This is a genomic window from Bradyrhizobium sp. CCBAU 51627 (assembly GCF_028128765.1).
Lineage (GTDB): Bacteria > Pseudomonadota > Alphaproteobacteria > Rhizobiales > Xanthobacteraceae > Bradyrhizobium.
This window is the reverse complement of sequence record NZ_LBJG01000092.1, coordinates 215056-233751: the sequence shown is the minus strand read 5'-3', so window position 1 is coordinate 233751 and position 18696 is coordinate 215056. Positions and strand designations below refer to the sequence as shown.

At 65.3% G+C, this 18696-nt stretch carries 17 protein-coding genes; 11 read left to right on the top strand and 6 right to left on the bottom strand.

Annotation, left to right across the window (positions count from 1 at the left end):
- The first annotated feature begins 26 nt into the window (after positions 1–26).
- Together XH88_RS37415 and XH88_RS37410 are read left to right on the top strand one after the other, a co-directional pair.
- The gene (locus tag XH88_RS37415) at positions 27–812 is read left to right on the top strand and encodes a ribonuclease HII (protein WP_271673157.1); all 786 of its coding nucleotides are present in this window, start codon (positions 27–29) and stop codon (positions 810–812) included.
- A 99-nt stretch (positions 813–911) separates the two neighbouring features.
- Positions 912–2420, top strand: a complete 1509-nt coding sequence (locus XH88_RS37410; protein WP_271673156.1) for a glycosyltransferase family 39 protein — start codon at positions 912–914, stop codon at positions 2418–2420.
- A gap of 83 nt (positions 2421–2503) precedes the next feature.
- On the opposite strand, the gene XH88_RS37405 is transcribed toward XH88_RS37410, so the two are convergent.
- The gene (locus tag XH88_RS37405; protein ID WP_271673155.1) at positions 2504–3310 is read right to left on the bottom strand and encodes a uracil-DNA glycosylase; all 807 of its coding nucleotides are present in this window, start codon (positions 3308–3310) and stop codon (positions 2504–2506) included.
- A gap of 136 nt (positions 3311–3446) precedes the next feature.
- Between XH88_RS37405 and XH88_RS37400 the strand changes: the two genes are divergently transcribed.
- From XH88_RS37400 to XH88_RS37390, 3 genes are all read left to right on the top strand, one after another.
- A complete protein-coding gene (locus tag XH88_RS37400) occupies positions 3447–5108 on the top strand; it encodes an electron transfer flavoprotein-ubiquinone oxidoreductase (protein ID WP_271673154.1) in 1662 nt (553 codons plus the stop codon).
- 317 nt (positions 5109–5425) lie between these two features.
- Positions 5426–7222 carry a tetratricopeptide repeat protein gene (locus XH88_RS37395; protein WP_271673153.1) on the top strand — a complete coding sequence of 599 codons (1797 nt, stop codon included), beginning with the start codon at positions 5426–5428 and terminating at the stop codon, positions 7220–7222.
- Positions 7223–7248: 26 nt separating this feature from the next.
- The gene (locus XH88_RS37390; protein WP_271673152.1) at positions 7249–8133 is read left to right on the top strand and encodes a 4-(cytidine 5'-diphospho)-2-C-methyl-D-erythritol kinase; all 885 of its coding nucleotides are present in this window, start codon (positions 7249–7251) and stop codon (positions 8131–8133) included.
- Here XH88_RS37390 and XH88_RS37385 read toward each other — a convergent pair.
- The 5 genes from XH88_RS37385 to XH88_RS37365 form a co-directional block, all read right to left on the bottom strand.
- Positions 8130–9008 (bottom strand): alpha/beta fold hydrolase, encoded by an 879-nt coding sequence (locus XH88_RS37385; RefSeq protein WP_271673151.1) that lies wholly within the window; start codon positions 9006–9008, stop codon positions 8130–8132. The two genes, XH88_RS37390 and XH88_RS37385, sit on opposite strands and share 4 nt — an antisense overlap.
- 5 nt (positions 9009–9013) lie before the next feature.
- Positions 9014–9646, bottom strand: a complete 633-nt coding sequence (locus XH88_RS37380) for a LysE family translocator (protein WP_271673150.1) — start codon at positions 9644–9646, stop codon at positions 9014–9016.
- Positions 9647–9691: 45 nt separating this feature from the next.
- Positions 9692–10954 carry a beta-ketoacyl-ACP synthase II gene (gene fabF / locus XH88_RS37375; protein ID WP_271673149.1) on the bottom strand — a complete coding sequence of 421 codons (1263 nt, stop codon included), beginning with the start codon at positions 10952–10954 and terminating at the stop codon, positions 9692–9694.
- Between the two features lies 1 nt (position 10955).
- Positions 10956–11471, bottom strand: coding sequence for a winged helix-turn-helix transcriptional regulator (locus tag XH88_RS37370; protein ID WP_271673148.1), 516 nt, complete (start codon positions 11469–11471; stop codon positions 10956–10958).
- 387 nt (positions 11472–11858) lie between these two features.
- The gene (locus XH88_RS37365; RefSeq protein ID WP_271673147.1) at positions 11859–12866 is read right to left on the bottom strand and encodes a polyprenyl synthetase family protein; all 1008 of its coding nucleotides are present in this window, start codon (positions 12864–12866) and stop codon (positions 11859–11861) included.
- Positions 12867–12995: 129 nt separating this feature from the next.
- On the opposite strand from XH88_RS37365, the gene XH88_RS37360 reads away from it, so the two are divergent.
- The 6 genes from XH88_RS37360 to glyS all read left to right on the top strand — a co-directional run bounded on the left by XH88_RS37360 (position 12996) and on the right by glyS (position 18652).
- Positions 12996–13223, top strand: a complete 228-nt coding sequence (locus XH88_RS37360; protein ID WP_092298505.1) for a putative signal transducing protein — start codon at positions 12996–12998, stop codon at positions 13221–13223.
- On the top strand, positions 13216–13983 hold the full coding sequence (locus tag XH88_RS37355; protein ID WP_271673146.1) for a tRNA1(Val) (adenine(37)-N6)-methyltransferase: 768 nt from the start codon (positions 13216–13218) through the stop codon (positions 13981–13983). Before XH88_RS37360 ends, XH88_RS37355 begins: the two co-directional genes overlap by 8 nt.
- Positions 13984–14199: 216 nt before the next feature.
- Complete coding sequence (locus XH88_RS37350) at positions 14200–15108, top strand: S49 family peptidase (protein ID WP_271673145.1); 909 nt, start codon at positions 14200–14202, stop codon at positions 15106–15108.
- A gap of 117 nt (positions 15109–15225) precedes the next feature.
- On the top strand, positions 15226–15417 hold the full coding sequence (locus XH88_RS37345) for a hypothetical protein (protein WP_209966608.1): 192 nt from the start codon (positions 15226–15228) through the stop codon (positions 15415–15417).
- Between the two features lie 197 nt (positions 15418–15614).
- Entirely contained in the window at positions 15615–16553 is a 939-nt protein-coding gene (locus XH88_RS37340) for a glycine--tRNA ligase subunit alpha (RefSeq protein WP_239621903.1), read from the top strand.
- Positions 16553–18652, top strand: coding sequence for a glycine--tRNA ligase subunit beta (glyS, locus tag XH88_RS37335; RefSeq protein WP_271673144.1), 2100 nt, complete (start codon positions 16553–16555; stop codon positions 18650–18652). Before XH88_RS37340 ends, glyS begins: the two co-directional genes overlap by 1 nt.
- Positions 18653–18696: the final 44 nt, after the last annotated feature.

Here is an 18696-nt window from a genome sequence, read left to right as displayed (position 1 = left end):
CGGGCCGCTTGCGCACGATCCCGGCCATGATTCGGGATAAGTCTGCCAAGAAACCGGCCAAGGACGCGCTGGAGGAGGACGTTGCCAAGAAGGCTACGCCCGCGAAGGCGAGCTTCCGCCGCGAGCGCGCGCTGATCAAGCGCGGCGTCTGGCCGATCGCAGGCTGCGACGAGGCCGGCCGCGGTCCGCTGGCCGGCCCGGTGGTGGCGGCGGCCGTGATTCTCGATCCCGACCGCATTCCGCGCGGGATCGACGATTCGAAAAGGCTGACGGCGGAAGAGCGCGAAAAGCTGTTCGACAAGATCTGCGCGACCGCGCAGGTCTCGGTGGCCGTCGCCTCGCCGGCACGAATCGACCGTGACAACATCCTGCGCGCCTCGCTGTGGGCGCTGAAGCGCGCGGTGATCGCGCTGCCCGAGCCGCCCCGCCACGTCTTCGTCGACGGTCGCGATCGCCTCGACACTGCCTGCGATTGCGAGGCTGTGATCGGCGGTGACGGCATCGTATTGTCGATCGCCGCCGCCTCCATCGTCGCCAAGGTGACGCGCGACCGGTTGATGTGCGCGCTGGCGCAGGATTGCCCCGGTTACGGCTTCGAGCAGCACAAGGGCTATGCCGTCCCCGAGCATCTCGATGCGCTCAACCGTCTCGGCCCCACCATTCACCACCGCAGCTTCTTCGCCCCCGTCGTAGCCGCCCGCGCCAAGCACATGCCCTGGACCGTCGAGCCGGTGCAGGACCTGTTCTCCGTCAACGAAGTTGAGGTGCAGGTGGAGACGACGGTTGAAATCGATGCTTCCGCGGGTCTCTAGAACAGACCGCCGTTGCCACGACGCGCAACGCGCTTTATCAAAATAGCCTTGAGCGAATAGGGCCGGCTGGACGGGTTGGCTGCATCTTGCGGGCGTTGCATGCGGTTTACCTCCCTGGTCATCGAGCTCATTCGCGCCCGGCCGCGGCTGATCGTCTGGATTGCCGTGCTGCTCCAGGCCGCAATGTGGCTGCTGGTGGCGCTCCTGTTCTACCGCAGCCCGCCCGGCAGTCTTGCGACCCTGCTGGCCTTCGGCCGGGAATATCAGATCGGCACCGATCTCGGCCCGCCGCTCTCAATCTGGCTCGCCGACATCGCCTATCGCGCCGCGGGCGGCCACATGTTCGGCGTCTACCTGCTGGCCGAGCTCTGCGAGATCGCGACCTTCATCTCGCTGTATCACTTGGCGCGCGCGGTGGTCGGCGCGCAGCAGGCCGTGCTCGCCGTGCTCTTGACCATGACGGTGCTGGCCTTCTCCTCGTCCGCGCTCGACTTTGGGCCTCTGGTGCTGGTGCGGCCGCTCTGGGCGCTGTTGCTGTTGCATTCCTGGCAGATCATCGGCCAGCGCCGCGGCAATGCCTGGTTCGCCTGGTCGATCGAGGCCGGCCTGTTGCTCCTGACCACGCCCTCGGCGATCTTCCTGCTCGCGTTGCTCGTCATCTTCGCGCTCTCGACTGCCGACGGTCGCCGGACCTTGCGCGCGCTCGATCCGCTGTTCGCCCTCATCGTGGTGGCGGTGCTGGCGCTGCCTTATGCCGTCTGGCTGATGCGCGCCGAGACCCTCGTGCTGCCGGCGCTGCCCCATCTTGCCGATCTCAGCGCTCGCGCGATCCATGCTGCCTGGCTGCTCGGCGGGCTTGCGCTCGGAGCCTTGGCGGTCCCGGTGCTGAGCTTCCTCAACACGCCCCTGTTCGACGGCAAGGGCGAGGATGCGCCGATCATTTACCGGCCGCCGGTCGAGCCGCTTGCGCGCAACTTCGTCTATTTCTTTGCGCTTGCACCGGCGCTCGGTGCGGTCCTGATCTCCGGCGTGTTCGGGTTCGATGCTGTGGTTGGCGGCGCCGGTGTCGTGCTGGTCATGTCGGGGCTCGCCATGGTCGTGGTGTCAGGCGATCTCATCGCGATGCGCCGCGCCCGCATGCTGCGCACCGTGTGGCTCGCGGCCATCGTGGCGCCCGCCGCAGGCGTTGTGCTGGCCGTGCTGTTCCTGCCCTGGACTGGTACCGGCGAGATCGCGACCTCGATGCCGGCGCGCGCGATCTCGGATTTCTTCGACGAGAGCTTTGCCCGTCGCACCAACCATCGTCTGCGCGCGGTCGCCGGTGAAACCCAGCTTGCGAGCCTGATCACGTTGCATTCCGGCCGGCCGCATCTCTTCATCGATGCTGATCCTGCCCGCACGCCGTGGATGTCGCAGGACAAATTCAGCGAGAGCGGTGGTGTCGTGGTCTGGCGTGCCTCCGATACCGCCGGCACCCCGCCCCCCGAAATCCTCGCGCGCTTCCCCGGCATTGTGCCGGAAGTGCCGCGCGCCTTCGAATGGCTGATCAATGGTCGTCAGGGATTGTTGCGCATCGGCTGGGCGATCGTGCGGCCGAAGGGGACGTAGCGAGCTCTCTCCGGCGTCATTGCTTCGCTGCGCTCGCAATTGTGAACATGCACAGCAATGACGGAGACGGGCCGTTCCGTCCCTCACGCGCCCGCCAACGCCTTCGCGATCGCCCGCAGATCCTGCCAGGCCAGACGCTTGTAGGACGGCGAGCGCAAGAGATAGGCCGGATGGAAGGTCGGCAGCGCGCGGATGGTGCGCTGGCCGGTCTCATAGTCGAACCAGCGCCCGCGCGTGCGCATGATGCCTTCGCGCGTCGACAGCAGGGTCTGCGTCGAGGGATTGCCGAGCGTCACCAGCACGTCGGGGTTCACCAGCTCGATATGGCGCTGGATGAAGGGCAGGCAGATCTGCGTCTCCTGCGGCGTCGGCGTGCGGTTGCCCGGCGGCCGCCAGGGGATGACGTTGGTGATGTAGGCCGTGGCACGATCGAGCCCGATCGCGCCGATCATCAGGTCGAGCAGCTTGCCGCTGCGTCCGACGAAAGGCAGCCCCTCGATGTCCTCGTCGCGGCCGGGCGCCTCGCCGACGAACATGATGCGCGCCTGCGGGTTGCCGTCGGCGAACACCAGCTGGGTCGCGGTGTGCTTGAGCGCGCAGCCTTCGAAGTTCTGCATCAGCTCGCGCAGCGCCTCGAGCGTCGGCGCGGTGCGCGCCGCCTCGCGCGCCGAGGCAATCGCGACGTCGGGGGCCGGAGCAGCCTCGCCCCGCATCACCGCAGGCGCGGCGACAGGCCGCGGCGCCTCGACCGGCGCCACCCGCGGCGCTGGTGGCGGCGCGTCTAATTCCGCCAGGCGGTCGATCGGTTCCTCCGCGAGCGCGCAGTCGACACCGGCCTCCAAATAAAAGGCGAGAAGCTCTCGGACGGTGGGTGCGGGCTCGGGGATCATTGGGAAAGTCAGACTATTAGTTCATCTTAGGGCGCCTTGCATCCCAGCGGAACGCATTTCCATGGTTGTCCTACCCGGAAAAATCGGAAACAAGGGGGCGCAAATGACAAGGAACCGTCTCAAGGGCTGAGATCAGATGAGCACCGAAGAACTTCCCCCGCGCGAATCCATGGAATTCGACGTCGTCATCGTCGGCGCCGGCCCCTCGGGTCTGGCCGCCGCGATCCGGCTGAAGCAGATCAACGCTGATCTCAACGTCGTCGTGGTGGAAAAGGGCTCCGAGGTCGGTGCGCATATTCTCTCCGGCGCCGTGATCGACCCGGCCGGGCTCGACAAGCTGATCCCGGACTGGCGCGAGGATTCCGACTGCCCGCTGAAGACCCAGGTGAAGGACGACCGCTTCTTCTGGTTCACCGAGACGAGCGCGATCAAGCTGCCGAACTTCATCATGCCGCCGCTGATGAACAATCATCACTGCTATATCGGCTCGCTCGGCAATGTCTGCCGCTGGCTCGCGCGCAAGGCCGAGGCGCTCGGTGTCGAGATCTATCCGGGCTTTGCCGCCGCCGAAGTGCTCTATGACGAGGAGGGCAAGGTCAAGGGCATCGCCACTGGCGATATGGGCATCGGCCGCGACGGCAAGCCGAAGGACTCCTTCACCCGCGGCATGGAGTTGCTCGGCAAATACACGCTGTTTGCCGAAGGCGCCCGCGGCAGCCTGACCAAGCAGCTCATCAACAAGTTCGCGCTCGACGCCAAGAGCGAACCGCCGAAATTCGGCATCGGTCTCAAGGAAGTCTGGCAGATCGATCCCGCCAAGCACCAGAAGGGTCTGGTCCAGCACGCGGTCGGCTGGCCGCTCAAGAATGATACCGGCGGTGGCCTGTTCTTCTATCACTATGACGAAAACCTGGTCTCGATCGGCTTCGTCGTCCATCTCAACTATAACGATCCGTATCTTTCGCCGTTCGACGAATTCCAGCGCGTCAAGAACCATCCCGCCGTGCGTGCGACGCTCGAGGGCGGCAAGCGGCTCGCTTACGGCGCGCGTGCGATCACCGAAGGCGGCTATCAATCGGTCCCGCGGCTGAGCTTCCCCGGCGGCGCGCTGATCGGCTGCGCGGCGGGGTTCGTCAACGTGCCGCGCATCAAGGGCGTGCACAATGCCATGGGCACCGGCATGCTAGCCGCGGAGCATGTCGCGGCTGCGCTCGCCGCTGATCGCGCCAATGACGAACTCGTCGAATACGAGAACACCTGGCGCGATTCCGTCGTCGGCAAGGACCTCTATCCCGTCCGCAATGCCAAGCCGCTCTTGTCGAAGTTCGGCACCTTCATCGGTGCCGGGCTTGGCATCTTCGACATGTGGTGCAACACGTTGTTTGGTGCCTCGCTGTTCGGCACCCAGTCGCACGCCAAGCCCGATCGCGCGACGCTCGATCCGGCCAAGAGCCACGCACCGAAGGCCTATCCGAAGCCCGACGGCAAGATCTCGTTCGACAAGCTGTCCTCGGTGTTCCTGTCCAACACCAACCACGAGGAGGACCAGCCGGTCCATCTGAAGGTTGCCGACATGAGCCTGCAAAAGACCTCGGAACATGATGTCTTCGCCGGTCCCTCGAACCGCTATTGCCCCGCTGGCGTCTATGAATGGGTCGAGGAGGCCGGCAGCCCCCGCTTCCAGATCAACGCGCAGAACTGCGTCCACTGCAAAACCTGCGACGTGAAGGATCCCAACGGCAACATCACCTGGGTTCCTCCGGAGGGGGGCGGCGGGCCGAACTACGAGGCGATGTAGGGACGGGCCAAGGGACCAAATGGGTCCGAAGCGTGATGTAACGCACGTTCGCGTGAGAACCGGAGTATCGCGGATGCCCCCGGTCACGATACGGCCATAGTAGCGGCGTCTTGGGGCTCTCCTGACGGTCACTTGAACGGTGACCTGGCCGATTTGGGGCGTGCGGAGGGGATCGTCCGGTCCGAATCCTTGCGGTGAAGCGCCAAAAGCGGCATTGTCCGGACCCGACGGTTCCGGGTCGATGTTGCCGGCCGCGTTCGCGTGCGAGACGGTCTTTTGCTTCAAACCCAGGCACCACCAACTCAAGGCGAGCCCTGATGTTCTCAAATCGTTTCAACCGCTGGACTGCTGCTGCCATCGCCCTTGCCGGCTCCGCAATCGTGGCGGTCCCCAGCGCGGTGCTGGCGCAGACACCGGATCATCCGGCCGATACGGCGGCGCAGTTTCCGACCCGAAACGATCTGAAGTCGCTCACCACCGCCGGCAGCTATCTCGCCGCCCGCCACGCCAGTGTCGAGCGCGACGCGGCCTCGGCCGCCGCCTTCTACCGCTCCGCTCTGCGGACCGATCCCAAGAACAACGAGCTGCTCGACCGGGCCTTCATCTCGTCGGTCGACGATGGCGACATCGACGAAGCCGTCAAGCTCGCCGAACGCATTCTCACCATCGACAAGACCAATCGCGTCGCCCGCCTCGTGGTCGGCGTGCATGATTTGAAGCTCAAGAAATATTCGAGCGCGCAGAGCAACATCAACCAGTCGGTGCGTGGTCCGATCACCGATCTCGTGGCGACGCTGCTGTCCGGCTGGGCCGCCTATGGTGCTGGCGATGCCAAGGGCGCGGTTGCGACCATCGACAAGCTGGCAGGTCCGGAATGGTATCCGCTGTTCAAGGACCTACACGCCGGCATGATCCTCGAGAACGCCGGCAAGGAGAAGGACGCCGGCGCCCGCTTCGAGCGCGCCTACAAGCTCGACGATTCCATGCTGCGCGTCACCGAGGCCTATGCACGCTGGCTGTCGCGCAACAAGGACGCGGCCTCGGCAACCGCGATCTACGAAGCCTTCGACAAGAAGCTCGCCCGTCATCCGCTGATCGTGGAAGGTCTGCGTGAGACCAAGGCCGGCAAGAAGCTGCCGCCGTTGGTCGATTCCGCGCAGGCCGGCGCGGCCGAGGCGCTTTACGGCATCGGCGCCACGCTGACCCGCCGCGGCGGCGAGGATCTCGCGCTGGTCTATCTCCAGCTCGCGCTGTATCTCCAGCCCACTCACCCGCTGGCCTTGCTCTCGCTCGCCGACCTCTATGAATCAGTGAAGCGGCCGCAGATGGCGATCAAGATCTACGAGCGCGTGCCGTCGAGCTCGCCCTTGAAGCGCAACGCGCAGATCCAGCTCGCCATCGATCTCGACTCCGCCGACCGCACCGACGAGGCGATCAAGATCCTCAAAGGCGTGACATCGGATGATCCCAAGGATCTCGAAGCCATCATGGCGCTCGGCAATATCGAGCGCGGCCGCAAGAAGTTCAGCGACTGCGGTGCGACCTATTCGCAGGGTATCGACGTGCTGCCTGCCGGCAACGACAAGGCCAACAGCGTCTGGTACTATTATCGTGGCATCTGCGAGGAGCGCTCCAAGCAGTGGGCCAAGGCCGAGGCCGACATGAAGAAGGCGCTCGAGCTCCAGCCCGACCAGCCGCACGTCCTGAACTACCTCGGCTACTCCTGGATCGACCAGGGCGTGAATCTCGACGAAGGCATGAAGATGATCAAACGTGCCGTCGAGCAACGTCCCGACGACGGCTACATCGTCGACTCCCTCGGCTGGGCCTATTATCGCATCGGCAATTACGAAGAGGCGGTGAAGAACCTCGAGCGCGCCATCGACCTCAAGCCCGAGGATCCCACGATCAACGACCATCTCGGCGACGCCTATTGGCGCGTAGGCCGTACCCTGGAAGCCAAATTCCAGTGGGCGCATGCCCGCGATCTCAAGCCCGAGCCGGAGGAGCTTCCGAAGATCGAGGCCAAGATCGCGAACGGTCTCACCGACGACAGTTCGAACTCTTCGGCTGCGCAGGCGGATAAGAAGAAAGACGACGACAAGGGCGGTTAGGCTGGGTAACTGGGGGCGTATCGCCGATGCCGGCGTTGGTTGAAGAAGGGCGCGCGAAGGTCAATCTGAGCCTTCGCGTGGTCGGCCGTCGCGCCGACGGCTATCATGATCTCGAAAGCGTGGTTGCGTTTGCCGACTGTGCCGACCGGCTCACTCTGGAGCCGGGTGGCGAGCTCAGGCTTGCGACCACCGGGCCGCTCGCGGCGGCTTGCGGCGAGGCATCGGATAATCTCGTGTTCAAGGCCGCCAAGCTGCTGGCCGACGCCGTGCCGAATTTGAAGCTCGGCGCTTTCGCGCTCGACAAGGTCTTGCCGGTCGCCGCCGGGATCGGCGGCGGCTCGGCCGATGCCGCCGCGGCGCTGCGGCTGCTGGCGCGTCTCAACAATCTGCCGCTCGATGATGCCAGGCTCCAGCAGGTCGCGCTTGCGACCGGCGCCGATGTGCCGGTGTGCCTGCTCTCGCGTGCCTGCGACATGACCGGGGTCGGCGAACAACTGCTGCCGCTGGCCTTGCCGATCCTGCCCTGCGTGATGGTCAATCCGCGCGTCCCGGTCGCGACAAAGGACGTGTTCCAGGCGCTGGGCCTGCGCAATGGCGAGCTGCTGGTCGGGGCCACTTCGGTCCTCGGAGCTCCGGCCTGGCCGGGCGAGGGCGGATCGATTGCCGATTGGGTCGAGGTTCTCGAGACCGTTGCCAATGACCTGGAAGCCCCCGCGATGCGCATCGAGCCAGTGATCGGTGATGTGCTGGAAGCCTTGCGCTCCTCCGCCGGCGTCAAGCTGGCACGCATGTCCGGCTCGGGCGCGACCTGCTTTGCGATCTATGGTGCGCCGAGCGATGCGCACGCCGCTGCCGAGAAGATCCACAGGGATCACCCCGGCTGGTGGGTGCATGCGGGGACGTTGAGCTAGACCTTCGCGCCGTCCTCCGGCAGCCCCAGAAACCGCCGGATCTCACCCAGCACCTCTTGCGGCTTGTCGTGTTGCAGCCAGTGTCCGGCACCAGCGATCGTCTCGACGCGCGCTTGCGGGAAGTAGCGCTCGAGGCCCGCCGCCTTCGCGCCTGCCAGAAAGCTTTCGCCGGCATTGAGCAGCAGCGTCGGGCAGGTGATGCGCGACCACAGCGCGACGTGATCGTCCGGCCAGAGCCGGTGCGGCGCCGAGGCGCGCTGGTAGGGATCGAACTTCCAGCTATAGGTGCCGTCGTCGTTCCGCCGCGCGCCGTGGCCGGCAAGATGCATCGCGAGGTCGCGCGACAGCCGCTTGTTGTGAAGCACCATTTGCGCGGCCGCGTCTTCGAGGGTCGGATAGCGACGCGGCGTGCGATCGTGCAGTTTGTCGAGCTGTCCGATCCATTTGCTGATGCGCTCATGGGGCGGCGGCTTGGGCGCATCGGGCAGCATCGTTACGCCGTCGAGAGCGATCAGCTTCGAGACCAGCTCGGGGAATGACCCGGAAAAGATCAGGCTCACCATGCCGCCCATCGAATGGCCGATGAGCGTCACGCGAGGCGCGGCGATGGCGCGGATGAGCTGGATGAGATCGTAGACATACTCCGTCAGCGCGTAGCTGCCGCCGCGGGTCCAGTCGGAATCGCCGTGGCCTCGCAGGTCGGGCGCGATCACATGGAAATGCGGCTGCAACGATCGGGCGATGGCGTCCCAGCTTCGGCAATGATCGCGGCCGCCATGGACCAGGATGAGAGGTGGTGCACTCTCGTTACCCCAATCGGCATAGTGCAGGCGCAGACCATGGGACTCATAGTGGCGACTTTGCGGGACGCGCATCGCGGCTACCCGTTCACGGGCCGTCGCGCCAAGGCGAGCGACAGGCCGAGGCCGGCGATGAACACGCCGGAGCCCTGGGTGAGGCGACGCATCAACTGCGGCCGCCCGATCAAGTGCCCGCGCGTTGCGGACGCCATCAAGACCACGACGACATCGGCAAGCGTGTTCAGCGTCACCGAGATCGCGCCGAGCACGATGAATTGCAGCGCGGGATTCGATCCCGAGGGCTCGAGGAATTGCGGGATGAAGGCGAGAAAGAACGCCGCGGTCTTCGGATTCAGTGCTTCGACCAGCACGCCATCACGGAACGCCCGCTTGCCGCCGACGGCTTCGCTCTCCAGCGTCAGCGCGCCGCCGGCGCTGCGAAAAGTCCTGATGCCGAGCCAGACCAGATACAGCGCACCAACAAATTTCACGGCAGCAAACAGCTCGGCGCTGGCCAGGATGATCGCGGAGATGCCGAGACTGCCGGCCACAACATGAACCAAGCCGCCGAGCGCCGTACCCGCCATCGACGCAAAGCCATTTGCGCGGCCCTCCGACAGCGTTCGCGCCGCGACGTAGAAAATGCCGGGGCCGGGAATGGCGGCGATGAGAAAAGCCGCGGCCAGGAACAGCCAGAGATTGGTTTCAATCATGCTGTTTTCGTAGCGCAGTGCGCCAGGATTGCAAAGCCATCTCGTTCAGCCCATGCGGCGGAAGATCGCACTGGCATTGACCCCGCCGAACCCGAAGCCGTTGGAGATGGCGTTGCGCATCGGCATCGGCCGCGCGATGCCTGCGACGATGTCGATGCCATGAGCACCCGCGTCGGGGCTCTCGAAATTCAGTGTCGGCGGCGCGATCTGGTCGCGCAAAGCGAGCACGCTGAAGATCGCCTCCAGCCCGCCGGCGGCGCCGAGCAGATGGCCGGTGGCCGATTTGGTGGCACTAACCGCGATAGAATTGTTGCGGCCGAACAGCGCGCCGATCGCGCCGAGCTCGCTTTCGTCGCCGGCCGGGGTCGACGTCGCATGCGCATTGAGATGCTGCACATCGGCGGGCTCAAGGTTCGCCTGCCGCAGCGCGATCTCCATGGCGCGGCGGGCGCCATCGCCGTCCGGCGGGCCGGAGGTCATGTGATAGGCGTCCGCCGTCGTGCCATATCCGACGACCTCGGCGATCGGCGTGGCGCCGCGCGCCAGCGCATGCTCCAGCTCCTCGACCACCAGAATGCCGGCGCCTTCGCCCACGACAAAACCGTCGCGGTCGCGATCGAACGGCCGCGAGGCGCGGGCAGGCTCGTCGTTGAAGGAGCTCGACAGCGCGCGCGCCGCGGCGAAACCACCGAGGCTGACGATGTCGATGCAGGCCTCCGCACCGCCGCAGATGGCGACATCTGCTTCGCCTGCGCGGATCATGCGCGCGGCGTCGCCGATCGCCTGGACGCCGGCGGCACATGCGGTGACCGGCGTGCCCAGCGCGCCCTTGTAGCCGTATTTGATCGAAACGTGGCCGGCAGCGAGGTTGGCGAGAAACGAGGGGATCGTGAATGGCGACAGCCGGCGGGCGCCGCGCTGCTCGGTCATCCGCACCGCTTCCGCCATGGCGGGGAAACCGCCGACGCCGGAGGCGATGATCGTCGCGGTCCGCTCCAGCGATGCTGTATCCTGCGGCACCCACTTGGCCTGTGCGACCGCCTCTGCGGTGGCGAGCAGCGCGAACAGGATGAAGCGGTCCATCTTGCGCTGGTCTTTGGGCGCGGCGGCTTGCACGGGATCGAAGCCGCCTTCGGCATCATCGGCCTTGTCGGGCACGAGGCCGGCAATGCGCGCCGGCAGGACTTGCGCCCATTCCGGCAGCAGTCGCAGCCCGCTTTGGCCGGCGAGCAGCCGCCGCCAGGATATCTCGACACCGCAGCCGAGCGGCGACACCGCGCCCATGCCCGTCACGACGATACGACGCATGTCAGTCTCCAGTCGGCGCGAGCGCCGGGTTCATGGCCTTGAGCGAAGCGAGTCGCGCCCGCATCAAGCGGCTCGCGCGCGGCCCGGGAATGGCGATCGTGTTGGCGAGCGTGATCGGCTGCCTGTTGGCGGCATCGACCACCACCGGATTGATCGGACGAGCGTCGTTCCGGTTCGCCAGCAGGATGGATTCGCCTTTCGGGGCGAGATGCTTGTTGCCCCAGGCAAGCAGCGTGGCGATCACGGGGAAGAAGTCCCGCGCCCTGTCCGTCAGCACATATTCGTAGCGCGGCGGCCGCTCCTGATAGCGGCGACGAACGAACATGCCGGTCTTGGTCAGATGGGCGAGGCGCCGCGACAGGATGTTCGGCGCGATGCCCAGGTTGCGCTCGAACTCGTCGAACCGGGTCGAGCCCTGAAATGCATCCCGCAGGATCAGGATGCTCCACCACTCGCCGACCGTCTCCACGGCGCGGCCAATCGGACATTCCAGGATCGAGGGGGATTTGGGCTGCATGGCGGGGAAGGTAGGGATGTAACTTTCAAAATGCAAGTCACTGATGAGGAGTGGACGGGTGGGTTGGAAGGGACGCGACCGTGCAGCTGTTGCTGTGGCGGGAGCTGTTGCTGTGCTGCGGCTGCGGTTTGAGATGCGAGCTAGCGAGCGATAGTCGTGCGCCATACTCCGTCATTGCGAGTTTAGCACCGGCCGAAGGCCGACCCAGGCTTGAGCAGCGAAGCAATCCGGAGTCTTTCGGCGGAGGGATTCTGGATTGCTTCGCTGCCCTCGCAATGACGCCGAGGGAGCAACGCGAATCTCAGGTCGTCACCCGCCGCGCAATGGCGAAGCGGTAGCGCGGGGGTGACAGGGCTAACAACGGTGGGAGTGTCAGACGCAAAACGCCTAGTGCGACCTCGCCAAACAGAACGCCACCACCTGCTCCAGCGCGCTCTTCATCGGCGAGGGCGGGAACAGCGCCAGCGCGTCGACCGCCATGGCGCCGTAGTGCTGGGCACGGCTCAGCGTGTCCTCGAGGGCGCGGTGTTTGTTCATCAGCCCGATGGCGTGATCGAGATCGGATTCGCCGATCTCACCGCGCTCGAGCGCCTTGATCCAGAAGGCGCGCTCGGTGTCGTTGCCCCGGCGGAAGGCGAGCACGACGGGCAGCGTGATCTTGCCCTCGCGGAAATCGTCACCGGTGTTCTTGCCGAGCTTTGCGCTCTTGCCGCCATAGTCGAGCACGTCGTCGACGAGCTGGAAGGCGATGCCGAGATTCATGCCGACCGAGCGGCAGGCGGTCTGCTCGGCCTTGGGCCGGTTTGCGATGACAGGACCGACCTCGCAGGCTGCAGCGAACAGCTCGGCGGTCTTGCCGCGGATCACGGCGAGATATTCGTCCTCGGTGGTCGCGGTGTTCTTGGCGGCGGCCAGCTGCATCACTTCGCCCTCGGCGATGGTGGCGGCGGCCGCGGAGAGGATGTCGAGCGCGCGCAGCGAGCCGACCTCGACCATCATGCGGAAGGCCTGTCCCAGCAGGAAGTCACCGACCAGCACGCTCGCCTCGTTGCCCCAGAGCATGCGGGCCGACAGCTTGCCGCGGCGCATCTCGCTCTCGTCGACGACGTCGTCATGGAGCAGGGTCGCGGTGTGCATGAACTCGACGGAGGCGGCGAGCTTGATATGGCCATCGCCTGTGTAGCCGGCGAGGTTGGCCATGGCCAGCGTCAGCATCGGCCGCAGCCGCTTGCCGCCGGAGGAGATCAGGTGGTTGGCGACTTCAGGGATCATGGTCACGTCCGAGCCCGTCCGCGACAGGATCGTGGCGTTGACGCGCTCCATGTCGGGGGCGACAAGGGCAACCAGCTCTTCGATCGACGCGCCGGGAGTTTCGAAAGGTACGATGACGGCCACGCCGGTCTCCAATATTTGCCCCGGAGGGGCTATTCTGATGGAAAGACAATAGAAACTGGAGGCGGATGCGGCAAGTGCTGCGGAACCATTGACATTTGCCGCTCAACCCCTTTCAGGCAGGAGGCTCGTTTGCGTGAACTGGTTCGGACCAACGATATTGTGCTTGTGTCGGCGATCGGAGCGCTGCTCGACGGCGCCAACATCCACCATCTGGTGCTGGACCAGAACATGAGCATTATCGAGGGCTCGCTCGGCGTCCTGCCGCGCCGGATCCTGGTCCATGAGGACGACGCCGTCGAGGCGAGGGCGCTCCTGACCGAGGCCGGGCTCAGCCACGAACTGCGCGGCGATGATTGAGGCCGTCACAGAGATGACCGAGGACGCCTTTCTCGGTGGGCAGCTGCTGCTGACGCAGAAGCGATCCGGCCACCGCGCTGGGCACGATGCAATCCTGCTTGCGGCTGCGACACAGGCCCACGGAGGCGACCGCGTGGTCGATCTGGGTGCCGGCGTCGGCACGGCCGGCCTGGCGCTAGCCCGGCGTGTCGCCGGGATCGATCTCTGCCTCGTCGAGATCGATCCGGAATTGGCCGGCCTCGCGCGCGGCAATGCGGCTAAGAATGCGATTGCCGCGGACGTGATTGTCCTCGATGTCACTGCGGATGCGCAGGCTTTTGCCGCACATGGGCTCAGGCCGGACAGTGCGGATTGCGTGTTGATGAACCCGCCCTTCAACGATGCCATCAGGCATCGCGGCTCAGCGGATCAGGCGCGTCATACCGCGCATGTCGCGACGGCGGAGACGCTGAATGCGTGGGTGCATGCAGCACGGCGCATTCTTCGATCGAGTGGTGTGCTGACCTTGATCTGGCGCGCAGATGGGATCGCGGAAGTCTTGGCAGCGCTGTCACGCGGCTTCGGCAGCGTCTCGCTCCTGCCGGTTCACAGCGAAGCCGGAAGGCCGGCGATCCGTGTGCTGGTGCGCGCCGTCAAGGGCGGCCGGGCGCCGATGCGATTGCTGCCGGGCCTCGTGCTCAATGACGAGTCACACCTGCCTAAAAAAGAGGTGCGGAATATTCTGGAGGGGAGAGCGGTCTTGCCGCTGGCAGAGCCGTGACGGCTTACTGGGGAAGCGATTCCGACTGCTGTTCTTGCGGGGACGTAAAACGAATCGCCGTGAAAAGCGCACCGATCAGCATCAGCAGCAGATAGACCTTCATGTCGCTTCCTCCGCTGCCTCATTGCAGCTTCCCAACAGGGATTCTGCAAAACACGTTCCAGGCACCTTCAATGACAGTCGCGTGATAAAGAATAGTTAACCAGAGGTAAGGCCATGGCCGAACAATTGAACGATCGCGAAAATTCCGGCCTGGCCGACAAGTTCTTGCAATATCTGCCGGCGCGTTTCCGCCCGGGCGCGGCGGTGGTGCCGGTGGTGCGGCTGTCAGGCGTCATCGGCGCGGTGACGCCGCTGCGTCCGGGCATGACGCTGGCAGGTGTCGCGCGGGTGCTGGAGCGGGCGTTTTCCATGCGCAACGCCAAGGCGGTGGCGCTGGTGATCAATTCGCCCGGCGGCTCGCCCGTGCAGTCGCGCCAGATTTTCTTGCGCATCAGGCAGCTTGCGGCGGAGAAGAAGCTGCCCGTGCTGGTGTTCGTGGAGGACGTCGCGGCCTCGGGCGGCTACATGATCGCCTGCGCCGGCGATGAGATCTTCTGCGATCCGTCGTCGATCCTGGGCTCGATCGGCGTGGTCGGAGGCAGCTTCGGCTTCCAGGAGGCGATCAAGCGGCTCGGCATCGAGCGGCGCCTCTACACGGCTGGCGCGCACAAGGCGATGCTCGATCCGTTCCTGCCCGAGAACCCCGACGATGTCGCCAAGCTGAAGGCGCTTCAGCGCGAGATCCACCAGATCTTCATCGCGCTGGTGAAGGAGAGTCGCGGCGTCAGGTTAAAGGGCGCCGACGACACCCTGTTCACCGGCGAGTACTGGGCCGGCGAAACGTCGGTGGCGCTCGGGCTCGCCGACGGCATCAGCGACCTCCGCTCAACTCTTCGTGCACGCTATGGCGACAAGGTTCTCACCCCCGTGATCGCGCAGCCGACCGGGCTGCTCTCCGGTCTGCTTGGGCGGAAATCGCCCGGCGCGGGCCAGCTTTCGGCCATGGAATCAATCGCCGGGCTACCGGACGAGCTGATCTCGGCGGTCGAGACGCGGGCGATTTGGGCGAAATTCGGGTTCTAGGCCGGGCGCTCCCCGCGCCATTTGGTCCCAATGATGCCGGGAGCCGAGCCAATTGCAGCGCGGCCCGGAGTGCGCGAATATGCGCGTGGGGGCTGAGCATGAGACAAGGATCGACCGATGCCGCCGTTCGTCGCATTCGCGGGCGTCCTGGGTGGGCTTGCCGTGGTCCGCTGGGCCTACAAGACCGCCATCAGGATCAATGAGGAGCTGGAGGAGATGCGCCTGTCGCGCGTCGCCGAAGCCGCTTCCATGGGGACCATCCAGACGCTGAAGCGTGATCCCGTGACCGGAGCGTATCGGCCGGGGTAGCAGCGCCAATCGTCATGGCCCGGGCTCGTCCCGGGCATCCACGTTCTTCACGCTGCGCGACAAGGTCGTGGATGGCCGGGACAAGTCCGGCCATGACGGAGAACCGGCCCGAATCCGCCCCTTTGCCTTGATTCCCAACCCCGCCGTCGATACGGTCCCGCGCGATTCAAAACCCCCCGCGAGAGCCTGATCTGACGATGGACGCCTCATTGCCCGCCCATATGCGCCCGGAACGCTCGTTCCAGGGCTTTATCCTCGCGCTCCAGCGGTTCTGGGCCGAGCAGGGCTGCGTGATCCTGCAGCCTTACGACATGGAGATGGGCGCGGGCACCTTTCATCCGGCCACCACCTTGCGTGCGCTTGGGCCAAAGCCCTGGAACGCCGCCTATGTGCAGCCCTCGCGGCGGCCCAAGGACGGCCGCTACGGCGAGAATCCGAACCGGATGCAGCACTACTACCAGTTCCAGGTGATCATGAAGCCGTCGCCGCCGAACCTTCAGGACCTGTACCTGAAGTCGCTCGCCGCGATCGGCATCGATTCGGCCGTGCACGACATCCGCTTCGTCGAGGACGACTGGGAGAGCCCGACGCTGGGCGCCTGGGGCCTTGGTTGGGAGTGCTGGTGCGACGGTATGGAAGTCAGCCAGTTCACCTATTTCCAGCAGGTCGCAGGATTTGAATGCGCGCCTGTGGCGGGCGAGCTCACCTACGGGCTCGAGCGCCTCGCGATGTATGTGCAGGGCGTCGACCGCGTCTATGACCTCAATTTCAACGGCCGCGAGGGCGATGCCAAGGTCACCTATGGCGACGTCTTCCTCCAGGCCGAGCAGGAATATTCGCGGCATAATTTCGAACATGCCGACACCGCGATGCTGTTTGAGCAGTTCAAGATGGCGGAAGCGGCCTGCAGGAAATACCTCGACGCCGGCTGGCGCGAAGGCGGTAACCGGAAACAACATCTGATGGCGCTGCCGGCCTATGACCAGTGCATCAAGGCGAGCCATGTCTTCAACCTGCTCGACGCCCGCGGCGTGATCTCGGTGACCGAGCGGCAAAGTTACATTCTTCGGGTGCGCGAACTGGCAAAAGCCTGCGGCGAGGCCTGGATCCACACTGAAGCGGGCGGAGCGGCCTGATGCCCGATCTTTTGCTTGAACTGTTCTCGGAAGAAATCCCGGCGCGCATGCAGGCCAAGGCGGCCGACGATCTCCGCCGTCTGGTCACTGACAAGCTCGTCGCCGAAGGTCTCGTCTATGAAGGCGCGAAAGCCTTCGCGACGCCGCGCCGGCTTGCGCTCACCGTGCACGGCGTCCCTGCGCGCCAGCCTGATCTGAAGACCGAACGCCGCGGCCCGAAAGTCGGCGCGCCCGATGCGGCCGTGCAGGGCTTCTTGAAAGCGACAGGTCTGAAGTCGCTGGACGAAGCCAAGATCCAGCGCGACCCCAAGGGTGATTTCTACATCGGCCTGATCGAGAAGCCCGGCCGCGACGCGATCGACGTGCTCGCCGAGATTCTTCCCGTGATCATTCGCACCTTCCCCTGGCCGAAATCGATGCGCTGGGGCGCGCGCTCGGGCAAGCCGGGCTCCTTGAACTGGGTGCGTCCGCTGCATGCGATCACCGCGACCTTCGGCCTCGAGACGGAAGAGCCCGATGTCGTGAGGTTCGAGGTCGACGGCATCGAGACCGGCCAGACCACCTACGGCCATCGCTTCCTGGCGCCATCAGCCATTTCTGTCCGTCGTTTCGAGGACTACGAAGCCAAGCTCCTCGACGCCAAGGTCGTGCTTGACCCCGAGCGCCGCAAGGACGCGATCCTCACCGACGCCAAGCAGCTTGCCTTTGCGCAAGGCTTCGACCTCGTCGAGGACCAGAACCTGCTCGACGAGGTCTCCGGCCTTGTCGAGTGGCCGGTCGTGCTGATGGGCTCGTTCGAGCAGGAGTTCTTGAAGACGCCGGACGAGGTGATCCGCGCCACCATCCGCAACAACCAGAAATGCTTCGTGGTGCGCGACCCCAAGACGGGCAAGCTCGCGAGCAAGTTCATCCTGGTTGCCAACATCGAGGCCACCGACGGCGGCAAGACCATTATCGGCGGCAACGAGCGCGTGATCCGCGCGCGGCTCAGCGATGCAAAGTTCTTCTACGAGACCGACCTCAAGACAAGGCTCGAGGATCGCCTGCCGAAGTTTGAGCAGATCGTGTTCCACGAGAAGCTCGGTACCCAGGCTGCACGCATCAAGCGTATCGAGCGTTTGGCCGCCGAGATCGCGCCGTTCGTTGGTGCCGATGTCGCCAAGGCGACGCGTGCCGCGCATCTCGCCAAGGCGGATCTGCTGACGGAGGTCGTCGGCGAATTCCCCGAAGTGCAGGGCCTGATGGGCAAGTACTACGCGCTGGCGCAAGGCGAGGACGCCTCCGTCGCTGCGGCTTGCGAGGAGCACTACAAGCCGCAAGGGCCGGCCGATCGCGTGCCGACCGATCCAGTCAGTATTGCCGTGGCGCTTGCGGACAAGATCGATACGCTTGTTGGCTTCTGGGCGATCGACGAGAAGCCGACGGGATCGAAGGATCCATATGCGCTGCGTCGCGCGGCGCTGGGCGTTATTCGCCTGATCGCCGAGAATGCTCTGCGCCTGTCCCTGATGAAGGTGGCTGCATCCGCTCTTGGCGGCTTGTCGGCGAAGCCTGCGGACGCGCAGAAGCTGCCCAGCGATCTGCTCGCCTTCTTCGCCGATCGCCTCAAGGTCCAGCTCCGCGAACAGGGCGCACGTCACGATCTCGTCGATGCGGTGTTCGCGCTCGGCGGCCAGGACGATCTCCTGATGATCGTCCGCCGCGTCGAAGCGCTCGGCAAATTCCTCGACAGTGACGACGGCAAGAACCTGCTCGCAGGTACCAAGCGCGCCAGCAACATCCTTTCGATCGAGGAAAAGAAGGACAAGCGCAGCTTCGACGGCGCGCCTGATGCTGCGCTCTACAGCCTCGGCGAGGAGAAGGCGCTGGCCAAGGCGATCGGCGTGGTGAAGGCGGAAGCAGGCGCCGCCGTCGCCAAGGAAGACTTTGCTGCCGCGATGAGCGCCATGGCAAAACTGCGTCCGCCGGTCGATGCGTTCTTCGATAAGGTGCGCGTCAATGACGACGATACGAGGGTGCGCGAGAACCGCCTGAAGTTACTCAACGAGATCCGCAGCGCCACGCGCGCGGTGGCGGATTTCTCGAAGATCCAGGATTAGGTTCGTGCCCCGGACGCAGCGTAGCGCGCCACGTCTTCGCGGCG